Source organism: Pseudomonas sp. TH39(2020), from assembly GCF_016650715.1.
In the GTDB taxonomy this organism is placed as follows: Bacteria; Pseudomonadota; Gammaproteobacteria; order Pseudomonadales; family Pseudomonadaceae; genus Aquipseudomonas; species Aquipseudomonas mandelii_C.
Genome location: NZ_JAEKFF010000006.1, coordinates 512,591 through 527,305, shown reverse-complemented (window position 1 = coordinate 527,305; position 14,715 = coordinate 512,591). Strand labels below are relative to the sequence as shown.

Below are 14,715 nucleotides of genomic sequence, written 5' to 3'. Positions count from 1 at the left end.
TATGGAACGCATCGATCATTCATTGCCGTGGAGCCACTTGGGCAGCGAACGCCAGATTTCGGTGTTCCGCTTCGGTAGTGGCGAGCGCAAGGCCTACATCCAGGCCAGCCTGCACGCCGATGAATTGCCGGGCATGCGTACGGCTTGGGAGCTGAAAAAGCGCCTGACCGAACTTGAAGCCCAAGGCTTGCTCAACGGTGTGATCGAGCTGGTGCCGGTGGCCAATCCAATGGGCCTCGGCCAACTGCTTCAGGGCAATCATCAAGGGCGTTTTGAGGCGGGCAGCGGCAAGAACTTCAACCGGGATTTCGTCGAGCTGAGCGCGCCAGTGGCCGCCGAGCTGGAAGGGCACCTGGGTGATGATCCACACGCCAATATTCAGCTGATCCGTCAGACCATGAGTGATGTGCTCGCCGCATTGCCGCAAGCTACAAGTCAGTTGCAAGGCATGCAGCGCATTTTGCTGAGCCATGCCTGCACTGCTGACGTGGTGCTGGATCTGCATTGCGATGCCGAAGCGGCGCTGCACATGTACGCCTTGCCGCAACACTGGCCGCAATGGCGTTCGTTGGCCGCGCACCTGAACGTAAAGGTGGGGCTGCTGGCGGAAGATTCTGGCGGCAGTTCGTTTGACGAAGCGTGCTCGCTGCCGTGGTTGCGTCTGTCGCGTCTGTTTCCTGATGCGCAGATTCCCCTGGCCTGCCTGGCGACTACCATTGAATTAGGTGGTCAGGCCGATACCGGTCGCGCTGAAGCCTGCGCTTACGCGGAAGGCATTCTGGCGTTCCTGGCCGAGCAAGGCCTGATCAGCGGCGAATGGCCAAAACCTGCGCAAGATGCTTGCGAAGGCATGCCGTTCGAAGGCACTGAATTGCTGTTCGCGCCGCATCCTGGCGTGATCAGTTTCTTGCGTAAACCCGGTGAGTGGATTGAAGCCGGCGATGAGATTTTCGAAGTGATCGATCCGTTATCGGATCGGGTCAGCACGGTGTGTGCTGGTACGTCCGGGGTGCTGTTTGCCATTGAACGGCTGCGTTATGCCCAACCCGGTTTCTGGCTAGCCAAGGTGGCGGGGCGCGAAGCGCTGCGTCACGGGCGCTTGCTCAACGACTGACTGACTGTTTTTGTGAGAACCGACCGCATGTACAAACTTGAAGTCCAAGACCTGCATAAACGCTATGGCAGTCACGAAGTGCTCAAGGGCGTGTCCCTGAAAGCGGCGGCTGGCGATGTGATCAGCATCATCGGCTCCAGTGGCTCCGGCAAAAGTACTTTCCTGCGTTGCATCAACCTGCTGGAGCAGCCGCACGCGGGCAAGATTCTGCTCAACAACGAAGAGCTGAAACTGGTTGCCAACAAGGACGGCGCGCTGAAGGCAGCCGACCCGAAACAGCTGCAACGCATGCGTTCGCGCCTGTCGATGGTGTTCCAGCATTTCAACCTGTGGTCGCACATGACCGCGCTGGAAAACATCATGGAAGCGCCGGTCCACGTGCTCGGCATGTCCAAGGCCGAAGCCCGCGAGAAGGCCGAGCACTACCTGAACAAGGTCGGTGTGGCGCATCGTAAAGATGCTTACCCGGGCCACATGTCCGGCGGCGAGCAGCAGCGTGTGGCGATTGCCCGTGCGTTGGCGATGGAACCTGAGGTCATGCTGTTCGACGAACCGACGTCGGCGCTCGACCCGGAACTGGTTGGCGACGTGCTGAAAGTCATGCAGGCCCTGGCACTGGAAGGCCGGACCATGGTGGTGGTAACGCACGAAATGGGCTTCGCCCGTGAAGTGTCGAACCAGCTGGTGTTCCTGCACAAAGGTGTCGTCGAAGAAAGCGGCAACCCGCGTGAGGTGCTGGTCAATCCACAGTCCGAACGTTTGCAGCAATTCCTGTCGGGTAGTCTCAAGTAATCACTCCCGCTACGCACCAAATTAGGTCATGCTGCGCACCGCGCGCCAGATGGTCTAATTTGGTTGCAGCCGCTTTCGGCTTCTAACAGTGTTTTCGTTTCGGATTGCCCGCCATGACTGCCCATCGAATTGGTTTCCTGATTTGGCCCAGCACTAAAGCACTGACGCTTGCGCTGGCTGAGGAGGCCTTGCGTGTTGCTCAGCGTGTGCATCCGGACGTTGTCTACGAACTGTCGTTTTTGCAGGCCGAACCGCCGACCGAAGGCGCCTGGCAATTACCGGGTGAGCCGTGGGCCGGCAAGCTTGAGAACTTTCAAAAACTGTTCCTGCTCGCCGATGAGCCGCCGACCACACTTGCGCCGGCACTCAGTAGTTCGCTGAAACAACTGGTGCGTGCTGGCTGCGTGATCGGTGGTTTGTCGGCCGGTGTTTACCCGCTAGCGCAACTGGGTTTGCTCGACGGTTATCGCGCTGCCGTGCATTGGCGCTGGCAGGATGATTTCACCGAACGCTTCCCGAAAGTCATTGCTACCAGCCATCTGTTCGATTGGGATCGCGATCGTCTGACCGCGTGCGGCGGCCTGTCGGTACTCGACTTGCTGCTGGCCGTGCTGGCCCGCGACCACGGCGCCGAACTGGCCGGTGCGGTGTCGGAAGAATTGGTGGTGGAGCGCATCCGCGAGGGTGGCGAGCGCCAGCGCATCCCGCTGCAGAACCGTCTCGGCTCCAGCCATCCGAAGCTCACCCAAGCGGTGTTGCTGATGGAAGCCAACATCGAAGAGCCGTTGACCACTGACGAAATCGCCCAGCATGTGTGCGTGTCCCGTCGGCAGCTTGAGCGGATCTTCAAGCAATACCTCAACCGTGTGCCGAGCCAGTACTACCTGGAACTGCGCCTGAACAAGGCCCGGCAAATGTTGATGCAAACCAGCAAGTCGATCATCCAGATCGGCCTGTCGTGTGGCTTCTCCTCGGGGCCGCATTTCTCCAGCGCCTACCGCAACTTCTTCGGTGCCACGCCGCGGGAAGATCGCAACCAGCGGCGCAGCAGCAGCCCGTTCGAATTGTCGTCGGTGCCATCGGAGCGTGGGTGACAGAGCAATCACGTCACCTGCTGAGGTTGATTTACTCCTCTATTTCGGAGCCTTCAGACGTCGAGATCTCCATCTCTCCTCGATTGATCACCTCTTCCACGCCAAAGTCCATACCCGTCCGTTCGAAGTAGCCGATCAGCCGTAGCAGGCTCTCCCCGGAAAACCGATTACCTCGAAAACTGATGTTTTCAGCGATTTCCACCGGCAGTTCCAGCACGTCGCTGGGGACTTCGGTGATGGCGTTGCCACTGAGGTCGGCCCAGTCCAGCGCTGTCATTTGCAGCAGGCCGTGCGGTATTTCGGTGATACCGGTGTCATTCAGCAGTACGGTCGTGAGCTCCATCATCTGACTCAGGTCAGGCGTTTGCCCCAGGGGGTTGCGGGCCAGATCGAGATAATCGAGCTGTTCCATTCCCGCCAGCGCACTTGCCGATTCCATTGACAGTGCGACACGGCATTTAGGGAGCGACAGCGACCGCAGTTGACCCATCTTGAACACCGCATCGGGAATGTTGCCCAGATTACAGTCGCGCAGTTTGAGACGTTTGAGGTTGGGGAAAGACTCCAGAAAATGCCCGGTGCGGGTCACTCCGTCGGTGCTGCGTAACTCCAGCGATGTCACATGACTGAAGTCGGCGTTCAGGGTAGGCAAGTCGCCGTTGATGCAGGAGTCGAAAACGAGTTCAAAGGTGGGCTCCAGCGCCTCATTGAAATCATCCAGTTCGCTTTCATGCCGCCAGCACTGCTCCAGTGTCTGTTTGAACTGGTCGCGGTTCATGTGCTCGACAAGTTGTTGTTGGGCGGTGAACGGTTCGCCCGTCAACGGGTGTTGGGCCGGAAGGTCGGAGGTCCATACCGCCAAGTCGTTGCTCAGTTGTGCCAGCTCCGCTTCAAGGTTTGTCAGCTCGATCCGGCCGTCTGCCAGTGTGCCTGCCAGTTCATACACAAACTCGCTCGCCTGTTCGACCTCCAGGTTCGGGTACAGCGCCCTGACTCGGTTGATGTCCGCCTCTGGGGCGTAGATACCCAAATCGTATGAGCTGTCGAAGTAGTGATGCTTGATCAGTTGTCGGGCGTTATCCGAAAGCGGATTGTGCGTCAGGTGTATTGCTTGTTTGGTGTACACCGGGCTTTCGAACAATTGCGAAGGCAGCTCGCTGATCCTGTTGTGTAGCAGCTTGGCGGTATCAAGTTTGGGGTGGCGAACTACGCTGTCGGGAATGTCGGTCAGGCCGGTACGGCTCAGGTCCAGGTGAACAAGCTCAGGCATGGGTTCGACACTGGGCACCATAGTGAACGGGTTCTGGTACAGATCCAGCATGACCAGTTTGTTCAATGAAGACAGCTTCGACCAGTTGGCTGCATCGAACCTGATTCCGCAATCGCTTAACACCAGCGCATCGAGGTCCGTCATTCGAGGAATGGCCTCGGGGAGGGAGGTCAGGAAAAAGCGTTTTAATTCGAGGCGGCGCAAGCCATTGAAGCGCTGCAGGAACTCAGTAACACCCTGCACAGCATGACTGCCTTCAAGGGACAGCAATGACACATGGGGGAAATCGGCCGTCAGCGTCGGTAGATCGCCAAGAATCGGCTCGGAAAATCTGAGCGCATAGCGCGGCGTGTCATCCGGGCCATCGGCGTCCCGCTCTGATTGTCGGCGCCAACTGCGCTGGATTTCCTGGGCCAGCAGCCTGCGATTGTGTTGAACGGCCTGTCGTTCCAATTCGTTCAAAGAGGCTCGGGTTTGCGGGTGAACAGTGGGCGAGTCATTTATCCAAGTGTTCAGATCCTGCTGCAGTTGCGCGAACTCGCTGGAGAGGCGTGAGAGCTCCATGCGCGCGCCATCGGGATGCGTTTGTAACTGGAGAACAACAGACTGGAGTTCCTCCTCGGAAAGGCTGGGGTAAACCTCGCGAACACGGTCGTTGAGGGATGGCGTCGGGGAGGGGCTGCGCTGGTATCCATTTGAGCCGCCAGGCAAGCGCATGGTCGTCGGATCGTAAAACGGTTTTCGATTGGGATTTTTTGCGAACAGCTTGCGGAGTGCCGGTTGGTTCAATGCATGTTCGGCGATGCGTAGTTTGAGTGACTGAGCATTTGCGATCGATGGGCTCAACGCATTGCGCTGTGCTTGCGGCAGCGCTTGAAAGAGTCCCTGATAAAAATCACCGGGCGCCGATTCATTGTCTTGATAAACCTGATAAGTGCCGTCTTCGGCGCGCACCAGTGTTTTCAGGATTGGCGCATCGGCCTGGCCAATGCTGTCGCGGACAAGTCCGTCATGGGTGTAATCCCTCACTTCAATACGCAGCTCGGCGGGAAAGCCGGGCAGCGAACTCAGGCTATGCAAGGCCAATCGGTGGGTGTCGGTGTTGTCCAAAACGTCGGAGTAAAGGCCTTCACTGGCTCGGGTTACGCGTACGGCCTCCATGGCTTTTAGTGCCGCCTCCTTGAGCCGTGGGGGCGTGCGACCGTTGTGCAGCTGGCGTAACTCGGTCCCGGTGGCATTGCTCACCAGCTCTTGCGCGACATCGGTCGGCAATCCATTTACGTCGTCGAGCAATCGCTGAAGGAGCTGATCATCGGTTTTTTCCTGTGCGCGGTAGCGTGTCTCGAACAGCGATTGGTGGTGCTTTCGGGCGAGTTCGGCCGTTTGTTTTCTGAAGGCTTGCGTTTGGGTTTCTGGTGTCGGCATTGGCGTGTCGACAGGCCATGAATCGAAGCCGGTCAGCAGTTGGTGTTGCAGGGTCACATCGGCCTTTCGATAGCGCTCGGGTTGGTCGCTGCCGATCTGTTCGATAAAGGTTTCGATGTCCCGGTTGATCTTGAAGCGCTTGATCGTGTCTGTCAGCAGCGAAGGCGGGCGGTAATGTTCGACATGCATTTCGCGCACTACGTTGTCGTGGTAACCGCTGACTCGCAGGATCTGTTCGCGCTCGGCACTGGTGAACGACTCGACGCTATGGCCGAGGCGACGCATGACCTTTTCCCGGTCCCAGTTCAGCGGTTGCTCCAGTTCTGTGTGCCAGGCGCCGTGGTTGTTATGCAGCAGAGGTGGCTGATAAGCATCAGTTCGGTTCGGATGCTCAATCTGAAACGTGCCGGGCACGCGGAGGGGCTTCACGGCATACAGTTTTCCCTCCAGTGGCAGCAGCGTCTTGCCCTCGTTTTGATAGAGGCCGAGATGATCGGGTTTTGCTCCTTCCGGCAAAATGAGTGCTTGTTCGTAAGGCTTGAGATCCGGCTTCCAGTAGCGGGTTTTTCCTTCGGGCGTCGTGACGGGTTTGAGTGGGTCGACAAGCGCAATAGCTTCACGCGAGAGCAGACGGCTGAGGGTCCGGGCAGCGATGGCACCGCCCACCGCAAATATTCCCACCTGAACCACCGTTTCGACGAACGTCATCAGATGCCCGAACGCTTCTGTTTTCAGCCCTTCAGCCAGGTCCACTATGCCTTCGAAGGTTTCGTCGAGTAACTGGTAGGCCATGTAACCCAGCATCAATTCGCCGAGAAACGGGACGAAAGGCAACGCAACAAACGTCGCGATTTCAAGGATTGTCGAGGTCACTTTGCTGAAGGCATTCCACAATGCCCATCGCGCGTTGCTGTCGGCCGTGGCAGTGGAGACGGCGAGCGTGCTTGCATCGTTGAGGATCTTGTTCAGCTGTCGCTGATAGAGATGGTTCCACAGGTCCGCTCTGAACGGGATCGCCGAAAACCGCAAATCAGGCTTGTGGATAGGTGTTTCGCGCCAGCTCGGCAGGGGGTCGCCCTGTCGGTGTTGATGCCAGGTCACGCTCTGGAGGCGACGGTTGAGGTCCGCGAAAAAATGTCCTCTTTCCTTGTGGTCGACGAAGCGACTGAAGAACGTTTGATAAGCGGGCGAGCGCAGTTTGCGGGTCAGCTCGGCCATGAACGCCAACGTGTTCGGGTATTCCTTGAGAGGATGCTCTGGATCATCGGGAATGTAGGCAATGATCCGTGTTGCCTTGTGCGCGCGCTCCAGGCTCGCCGAGAAAATGACAATGCCGGTCAGCGAGGAGGACATCATTGTCAGGTCGTGACCATACAGCGGCTGCCCATCCAGTCGAGCACCCGAACGCCCCTCCAGAATGCGCAGGATCGAGAGATGGGCATCCGCTGCAATATCCTTTCGGATTTGCGCCATCTGCAGCGCAGATTTGAGTGCTGTTTTGTGCGAGCCGATCACCTTCGATTTCAACACCGCACCGGCCACCGGGTTGGACAGCCCCAGATTGTCTTTGAGGTAAGTGTTGTACCGGGCGCCGATATCCAGTTCCCGGCATAGCCGGGTAAAGGCCGGGACAGTGAGCTTTTGCTTGACCGCCGGCAGCGTATCGAACTGCCCTGTGGGCGAAGGTTTGGTGATGAACGTCGAGGCTGACTCGTAAGCCCCTGCCGCTGTTTCCGATTGCTGAAAGTTATGCAGGGCGGCGTCGAGCATCGACACGGTCCAGGTGCGCGCGGCGCCAGTCTTGATTCCGAAAAGCGGTACGGTTTGAGGGATGTACAGGCGCAGGAAGGTGGTTTTGACATCCAGATCCAGGTCAAACCGGGTTTTCAGGGCGTCGCTCAGCAGCGGTTCGGCAAAGGCTTGTGCGCTTTGCAGCTTCGACAGCATTGAGTCCAGACGATTTCGATGGGTCCAGTGTTCCTGACTGATCTTTTTCAGCGACTGGTGCTGCAGCGGTGTTGCGGTGCCATGCCAGTCCGGCGTCATAAGCGTGGCGTTCTTGAGTGCTCGGTGTGTACTGGACGATGCTTCTAATACCCAGACTGGCAGATTGTTGAACAGGTGATGGTAGTGATCGTCCGGTTGCGTAGCGGATCCACTGCCTCCAGTAGAGGAAAGGCGATCGTTCTCGTATCGGCTCATGCGCTATTCCCTTAGCGTTTTGAATGAGCCGCCAGCAAAACAGACGATGATCGGTTCCGTGCGGTACATATTTACCGCACCGCTCGACAACCCTGCCTATAACCTGTGCCGGCGGTTTAAACTGCGCCTTTGCGACCCTATATGTCGCATTGCCGTAAACCCGGGAAAAACCGGGGTTTGCGCTATAAGAAGTTGTCGCTTGGCGGCAAGGCCGGGCTGAAAACTGTCCTTACAATCCCCTCATCGCTCGCCAGTTTCAGGCGAGTGTTCCTCATCAGGAGACTCCGATGTCCGTTGAGCACGCTGCGGTACAACGCGCCGATTTCGACCAGGTAATGGTTCCCAACTACGCGCCTGCCGCATTCATCCCTGTGCGTGGCGCCGGTTCCCGCGTCTGGGACCAGTCTGGCCGCGAGCTGATCGACTTCGCCGGCGGGATTGCCGTTAACGTATTGGGCCATGCGCACCCGGCGCTGGTCGGTGCCTTGACCGAGCAGGCGAACAAGCTGTGGCACGTGTCCAACGTGTTCACCAATGAGCCGGCCTTGCGCCTGGCCCATAAGCTGATCAACGCCACATTTGCCGAACGCGCGTTCTTCTGCAACTCCGGCGCCGAAGCCAACGAGGCCGCCTTCAAGCTGGCCCGTCGCGTCGGTTTCGATCGTTACGGCAGCGAGAAGTACGAAATCATCGCCGCGCTCAACAGCTTCCACGGTCGTACCTTGTTCACCGTGAACGTCGGTGGCCAGTCGAAGTACTCCGACGGTTTCGGTCCGAAAATCACCGGTATCACCCACGTGCCGTTCAACGATCTGGCCGCTCTGAAAGCGGCTATTTCCGACAAGACTTGTGCCGTGGTGCTCGAACCGATTCAGGGTGAGAGCGGCGTCATCCCGGCCGAACTCAAGTACCTGAAAGGTGCCCGTGATCTGTGCGACGCGCACAACGCGCTGTTGGTGTTCGATGAAGTGCAGACCGGCATGGGCCGCACGGGCAAGCTGTTCGCCTACCAGCAGTACGGCGTGATTCCAGACATCCTGACCACCGCCAAGAGCCTGGGTGGTGGTTTCCCGATCGCCGCAATGCTGACCACCGAAGACCTGGCCAAACACCTGGTCGTCGGCACTCACGGCACCACCTACGGCGGTAACCCGCTGGCGTGCGCTGTCGCTGAAGCCGTGATCGACGTGGTTAACACCCCCGAAGTGCTGGCCGGCGTCAACGCCAAGCACGACAAGTTCAAGGCCCGCCTGGAACAGATCGGCGAGAAGTACGGCCTGTTCACCCAGGTCCGTGGTATGGGTTTGTTGATCGGTTGCGTGCTGAACGATGCCTGGAAAGGCAAGGCCAAGGACATCTTCAACGCCGCTGAAAAAGAAGGCCTGATGATTCTGCAAGCCGGCCCGGACGTGGTTCGTTTCGCGCCAAGCCTGGTGGTTGAAGACGCCGATATCGATGCCGGTCTCGACCGTTTCGAGCGCGCCGCGGCCAAACTGACTCAGGCCTGATAGGCCCTTCGACGCCTGATTTTCAGGCGTCGAAACAATTTTTTGTTCCAGACCGGACCAAATGTGGGAGCGAGCCTGCTCGCGAAGAGGGCCTGACAGCCAACATCTTTGTTGACTGACAGGACGCAATCGCGAGCAGGCTCGCTCCCACAGTGTCTCAGTGATCTGTCTGGACTATTTCCCTCAAAGAGTTTTTCGAGAAAGGAGTGACACCATGCTGGTGATGCGCCCCGCGCAAATGGCTGATCTGGGCGAGGTACAGCGTCTGGCTGCGGACAGCCCGATTGGTGTCACTTCCTTGCCGGATGACGTTGAACGCCTGAGCGACAAAATCGCGGCAAGCGAAGCTTCGTTCTCCGCCGAAGTCAGCTTCAACGGTGAAGAGAGCTATTTCTTCGTCCTCGAAGACACCGCCACCGGCAAACTGGTGGGCTGCTCGGCCATCGTTGCGTCGGCCGGTTATTCCGAGCCGTTCTACAGCTTCCGTAATGAAACCTTTGTACACGCCTCCCGCGAGCTGAAGATTCATAACAAGATCCACGTGCTCTCCCAGTGCCACGACCTGACCGGCAACAGCTTGCTGACCAGTTTCTACGTGCTGCCGGAGCTGGTGGGTTCGGCCTGGTCGGAGCTCAACTCCCGCGGCCGCTTGTTGTTCGTGGCCAGCCATCCGGAGCGTTTCGCCGATTCTGTGGTGACCGAGATCGTCGGTTATAGCGATGAAAACGGTGATTCGCCGTTCTGGGATGCCATCGGTCGTAATTTCTTCGATCTCAACTACGCCGCTGCCGAGCGTCTGTGCGGTCTGAAGAGCCGGACGTTCCTGGCCGAGTTGATGCCGCATTACCCGATCTATGTGCCGCTGCTGCCGGACTCCGCTCAAGAGGCGATGGGCCAGGTGCACCCACGGGCGCAGATCACCTTCGACATACTGATGCGCGAAGGCTTCGAGACCGATCACTACATCGACATTTTCGACGGCGGGCCGACGTTGCACGCCCGTGTCTCGGGGATCCGTTCGATCGCCCAGAGCCGAGTCGTCCCGGTGAAAATCGGCGAGCCGGTCAAAGGCGCCGGTCGTCAGTACCTGGTGGCCAACGCCCAGTTGCAGGATTACCGCGCCGTTTTGCTTGAGCTCGATTACGCGCCGGGCAAACCCGTGACCCTGGATCTCGAAGCGGCCGAAGCCTTGGGCGTCGGTGAAGGTGCCAGCGTGCGCCTGGTGGCGGTTTAACGCCTGCTGCTACGCCTGGAAAGATTGCTTGGAAAGAATGCCTAAAAAGCAGCGAGTTTCACGGGTGGCGCAAGCGGCCCGTTTGAGGAGATAGCATGATCGTTCGTCCCGTACGCAGCAGCGATTTACCCGCTCTGATCGACCTGGCCCGCAGCACCGGCACTGGCCTGACCACCTTGCCGGCCAATGAAGAGCGTCTGGCCCATCGGGTCGGCTGGGCCGAGAAGACCTTCCGCGGCGAAGCCGGGCGGGGCGATGCAGACTACCTGTTCGTGCTCGAAGATGATGACGGCCGCGTGGTGGGTATTTCCGCCATCGCTGGCGCCGTCGGTCTGCGCGAGCCTTGGTATAACTTCCGGGTTGGCCTGACGGTCAGCGCTTCGCAAGAGTTGAACATCTACCGCGAAATCCCGACGCTGTTCCTGGCCAACGACCTGACCGGTAACTCCGAGCTGTGCTCGCTGTTCCTGCACGCCGACTACCGCACCGGCCTCAACGGCCGCATGCTGGCCAAGGCGCGGATGCTGTTCATCGCCGAGTTCCCGCAGCTGTTCGGCAACAAGATCATCGCCGAGATGCGCGGCATGTCCGACGAAGCGGGGCGTTCGCCGTTCTGGGAAAGCCTGGGGCGTCATTTCTTCAAGATGGAATTCAGCCAGGCTGACTACCTGACTGGTGTGGGCAACAAGGCGTTCATCGCCGAACTGATGCCGAAATTCCCGCTTTACACCTGCTTCCTGTCGGAAGATGCGCGCAACGTGATCGGCCAGGTTCATCCGGACACCGAGCCGGCGTTGGCCATGCTCAAAAGCGAAGGTTTCAGCTATCAGGGCTACGTCGACATCTTCGACGCCGGTCCTGCTGTTGAGTGTGAAACCGGCAAGATCCGCGCAGTGCGTGACAGCCAGGCGCTGGTGCTGGCCATCGGCACGCCGGGTGACGACGCCACACCGTTCCTTATTCATAACCGCAAGCGCGAAGACTGCCGGATCACTGCTGCTCCTGCACGTTTCGCCGCCGGTACGCTGGTGGTCGATCCACTGACCGCCAAACGTCTTCAACTCAACGCCGGCGATCAAGTGCGCGCCGTTCCGTTGTCCGCTGCCAGGGAGTCGAAATAATGAATTCGCTATACATCGCAGGTGAATGGCTGGCCGGCCAGGGTGAAGCCTTTCAGTCGCTGAACCCGGTAACCCAACAAGTGCTGTGGGCCGGCGAAGGCGCTACCACTGCTCAGGTTGAATCGGCCGTGCAAGCCGCGCGCCAGGCATTCCCGGGCTGGGCCCGACGTACTCTGGAAGAGCGCATCACAGTGCTGGAGGCCTTTGCCGCCGCGCTGAAGAACAATGCTGACGAACTGGCTCGCACCATCGGTGAAGAAACCGGCAAACCTTTGTGGGAAGCGGCGACCGAAGTCACCAGCATGGTCAACAAGATTGCGATCTCGGTGCAGAGCTACCGCGAACGTACCGGCGAGAAGAGCGGCCCGTTGGGCGACGCCACCGCCGTGTTGCGCCACAAGCCACATGGCGTAGTGGCTGTGTTCGGGCCTTACAACTTCCCTGGTCACCTGCCGAACGGTCACATCGTGCCGGCGCTGCTGGCCGGTAATAGCGTGCTGTTCAAACCCAGCGAGCTGACGCCGAAAGTTGCCGAACTGACGGTCAAGTGCTGGATCGAAGCCGGTCTGCCGGCAGGCGTGCTGAACCTGCTGCAAGGCGCTCGCGAGACCGGTATCGCCCTAGCGGCGAACCCAGGCATCGATGGCTTGTTCTTCACCGGCTCCAGCCGCACCGGCAATCACCTGCATCAACAGTTTGCCGGTCGTCCGGACAAGATCCTCGCGCTGGAAATGGGCGGTAACAACCCGCTGGTCATCGATCAGGTCGCAGACCTCGATGCTGCCGTTTACACCATCATCCAGTCGGCGTTCATTTCCGCTGGTCAGCGTTGCACCTGCGCCCGCCGCTTGCTGGTGCCACAGGGCACCTGGGGCGACACACTGCTGGCGCGTCTGGTGGCGGTCAGCCGTACGATTGAAGTCGGCGCGTTTGATCAGCAACCGGCACCGTTCATGGGCTCGGTGATTTCCCTCGGCGCTGCGAAAGCACTGATGGATGCGCAAGAGCATCTGCTGGGCAACGGCGCAGTCGCGCTGCTGGAAATGACCCAACCACAAGCTCAAGCTGCCTTGCTGACCCCAGGCATTCTGGACGTCACGGCAGTGGCTGATCGCCCTGACGAAGAACTGTTCGGCCCGCTGCTGCAAGTGATCCGCTACGCTGATTTTGAGGCGGCGATCGCTGAAGCCAACGATACCGACTATGGCCTGGCGGCCGGTCTGCTGTCGGATTCCGAAGCGCGTTATCAGCAGTTCTGGCTGGAAAGCCGTGCGGGCATCGTCAACTGGAACAAACAGCTGACCGGTGCGGCGAGCAGCGCGCCATTCGGCGGTGTCGGCGCCTCGGGCAACCACCGCGCCAGCGCCTACTACGCAGCAGATTACTGCGCGTACCCGGTTGCATCGCTGGAAACCCCGAGCCTGGTGATGCCTGCGACCCTTACGCCAGGCGTGAAAATGGCGTAATGCCCGTTCGCGAGCAGTCTCGCTCCCACATTGGAATGCATTTCCCTGTGGGAGCGAGCCTGCTCGCGAAGGCCGCGCCTCGGTCTCAAAGAATAGTTACAGAAGCCATAACAACAGATTCTCGTGGAGCCTCGCTGATGAAATCCTATGAAGTCAATTTTGACGGTCTAGTGGGGCCGACCCATAACTACGGCGGTTTGTCCTACGGCAACGTCGCGTCCCAGAGCAATAGCCAGCAGTCTTCGAACCCGAAGGAAGCCGCGCTGCAAGGCCTGGCGAAAATGAAATCGCTGATGGAAATGGGCTTTCAGCAAGGTGTTCTGGCGCCACAGGAACGCCCGGACGTGGCAGCCCTGCGTCGCTTGGGGTTCAGCGGCACCGACGCTCAGGTGATCGAGCAGGCGGCTAAAGACGCGATGCCGTTGCTGGTGGCCAGTTGCTCAGCGTCGAGCATGTGGGTGGCCAACGCCGCCACCGTCAGCCCGAGCGCCGACACCGCGGATGGCCGTGTGCATTTCACCGCGGCCAACCTGAACTGCAAATATCACCGCAGCATCGAACACCCGACCACCAGTCGCGTACTGGGGGCAATGTTCGCTGACCAGAAACACTTCGCTCACCACGCTGCATTGCCGGCCGTGGCGCAGTTCGGGGACGAGGGCGCAGCCAACCACACCCGTTTCTGCCGTGAATACGGCGAAGCAGGCGTCGAGTTCTTCGTGTTCGGTCGCAGCGCGTTCGACACCCGTTACCCGGCACCGCAGAAATACCCGGCCCGTCAGACCCTCGAAGCCTCCCAGGCGGTTGCCCGCCTGCACGGCTTGAGCGATGACGGCGTGGTCTACGCTCAGCAGAACCCTTCGGTGATCGATCAGGGCGTGTTCCACAACGATGTGATCGCGGTGGGTAATGGCGAGGTGCTGTTCTATCACGAGGACGCGTTCCTCGACACCGAGCAGATGCTCGCTGAATTGCAAAGCAAGCTCGCAAAAGTCGGTGGGAAATTTCAGTCGATCTGCGTACCGCGTTCCGCGGTCACCGTGGAAGACGCCGTTCGCTCCTACCTGTTCAATAGCCAGCTGCTGACGCGTCCTGACGGCTCGATGCTGTTGATCGTGCCGGAAGAATGCCGTGGCAATGAGCGCGTCTGGCAGTACCTGCAAGGTTTGACCAGCTCCGGTGGCCTGATCCGCGAAGTGAAAGTGTTCGATTTGAAGCAGAGCATGCAGAACGGCGGCGGCCCGGCTTGCCTGCGACTGCGCGTCGCGCTCAACGAAACCGAACTGGCGGCCGTCAACCCAGGGGTTATCATGACGGCACCGTTGTACGGCACGCTGACCGAATGGGTCGACAAGCACTACCGCGACCGCATGACCGAAAACGATCTCGCGGACCCGCAATTGCTGCTTGAGTGCCGGACGGCACTGGATGAACTGACACAAATCCTTAAACTGGGCGCGGTTTATCCATTCCAGATCAATTGAACGTC

9 protein-coding genes are annotated in these 14,715 nt (G+C 59.3%); 8 read left to right on the top strand and 1 reads right to left on the bottom strand.

Going from position 1 to position 14,715, the window contains the following annotated elements:
* Position 1 precedes the first annotated feature (1 nt).
* The 3 genes from JFU47_RS10415 to argR all read left to right on the top strand — a co-directional run bounded on the left by JFU47_RS10415 (position 2) and on the right by argR (position 3,000).
* A complete protein-coding gene (locus JFU47_RS10415) occupies positions 2 to 1,114 on the top strand; it encodes a M14 family metallopeptidase (protein ID WP_201182796.1) in 1,113 nt (370 codons plus the stop codon).
* A gap of 27 nt (positions 1,115 to 1,141) precedes the next feature.
* A complete protein-coding gene (locus tag JFU47_RS10410) occupies positions 1,142 to 1,906 on the top strand; it encodes an ABC transporter ATP-binding protein (RefSeq protein WP_008154324.1) in 765 nt (254 codons plus the stop codon).
* Positions 1,907 to 2,019: 113 nt separating this feature from the next.
* A complete protein-coding gene (gene argR, locus JFU47_RS10405; RefSeq protein ID WP_033056741.1) occupies positions 2,020 to 3,000 on the top strand; it encodes a transcriptional regulator ArgR in 981 nt (326 codons plus the stop codon).
* Between the two features lie 31 nt (positions 3,001 to 3,031).
* On the opposite strand, the gene JFU47_RS10400 is transcribed toward argR, so the two are convergent.
* Positions 3,032 to 7,897 carry a leucine-rich repeat domain-containing protein gene (locus JFU47_RS10400; RefSeq protein WP_201182794.1) on the bottom strand — a complete coding sequence of 1,622 codons (4,866 nt, stop codon included), beginning with the start codon at positions 7,895 to 7,897 and terminating at the stop codon, positions 3,032 to 3,034.
* 287 nt (positions 7,898 to 8,184) lie between these two features.
* Between JFU47_RS10400 and JFU47_RS10395 the strand changes: the two genes are divergently transcribed.
* The 5 genes from JFU47_RS10395 to astB all read left to right on the top strand — a co-directional run bounded on the left by JFU47_RS10395 (position 8,185) and on the right by astB (position 14,710).
* Positions 8,185 to 9,405, top strand: coding sequence for an aspartate aminotransferase family protein (locus tag JFU47_RS10395; protein ID WP_140895512.1), 1,221 nt, complete (start codon positions 8,185 to 8,187; stop codon positions 9,403 to 9,405).
* A 214-nt stretch (positions 9,406 to 9,619) separates the two neighbouring features.
* Positions 9,620 to 10,639, top strand: coding sequence for an arginine/ornithine succinyltransferase subunit alpha (aruF, locus tag JFU47_RS10390; protein ID WP_056741423.1), 1,020 nt, complete (start codon positions 9,620 to 9,622; stop codon positions 10,637 to 10,639).
* A gap of 95 nt (positions 10,640 to 10,734) precedes the next feature.
* A complete protein-coding gene (gene astA, locus JFU47_RS10385; RefSeq protein ID WP_008154313.1) occupies positions 10,735 to 11,760 on the top strand; it encodes an arginine N-succinyltransferase in 1,026 nt (341 codons plus the stop codon).
* Positions 11,757 to 13,226, top strand: coding sequence for a succinylglutamate-semialdehyde dehydrogenase (astD, locus tag JFU47_RS10380; protein WP_170206251.1), 1,470 nt, complete (start codon positions 11,757 to 11,759; stop codon positions 13,224 to 13,226). The genes astA and astD overlap by 4 nt, the downstream gene beginning before the upstream one ends.
* 137 nt (positions 13,227 to 13,363) lie before the next feature.
* Positions 13,364 to 14,710 (top strand): N-succinylarginine dihydrolase, encoded by a 1,347-nt coding sequence (astB, locus tag JFU47_RS10375; protein ID WP_140676539.1) that lies wholly within the window; start codon positions 13,364 to 13,366, stop codon positions 14,708 to 14,710.
* Positions 14,711 to 14,715 lie beyond the last annotated feature (5 nt).

What these genes read in the sequence shown, in the direction of transcription:
- JFU47_RS10415 (WP_201182796.1), top strand. Translation starts at nt 2, where the DNA reads ATGGAACGCATCGATCATTCATTGCCGTGGAGCCACTTGGGCAGCGAA.
- JFU47_RS10410 (WP_008154324.1), top strand. Translation starts at nt 1,142, where the DNA reads ATGTACAAACTTGAAGTCCAAGACCTGCATAAACGCTATGGCAGTCAC.
- argR (WP_033056741.1), top strand. Translation starts at nt 2,020, where the DNA reads ATGACTGCCCATCGAATTGGTTTCCTGATTTGGCCCAGCACTAAAGCA.
- JFU47_RS10400 (WP_201182794.1), bottom strand. Translation starts at nt 7,897, where the DNA reads ATGAGCCGATACGAGAACGATCGCCTTTCCTCTACTGGAGGCAGTGGA.
- JFU47_RS10395 (WP_140895512.1), top strand. Translation starts at nt 8,185, where the DNA reads ATGTCCGTTGAGCACGCTGCGGTACAACGCGCCGATTTCGACCAGGTA.
- aruF (WP_056741423.1), top strand. Translation starts at nt 9,620, where the DNA reads ATGCTGGTGATGCGCCCCGCGCAAATGGCTGATCTGGGCGAGGTACAG.
- astA (WP_008154313.1), top strand. Translation starts at nt 10,735, where the DNA reads ATGATCGTTCGTCCCGTACGCAGCAGCGATTTACCCGCTCTGATCGAC.
- astB (WP_140676539.1), top strand. Translation starts at nt 13,364, where the DNA reads ATGAAATCCTATGAAGTCAATTTTGACGGTCTAGTGGGGCCGACCCAT.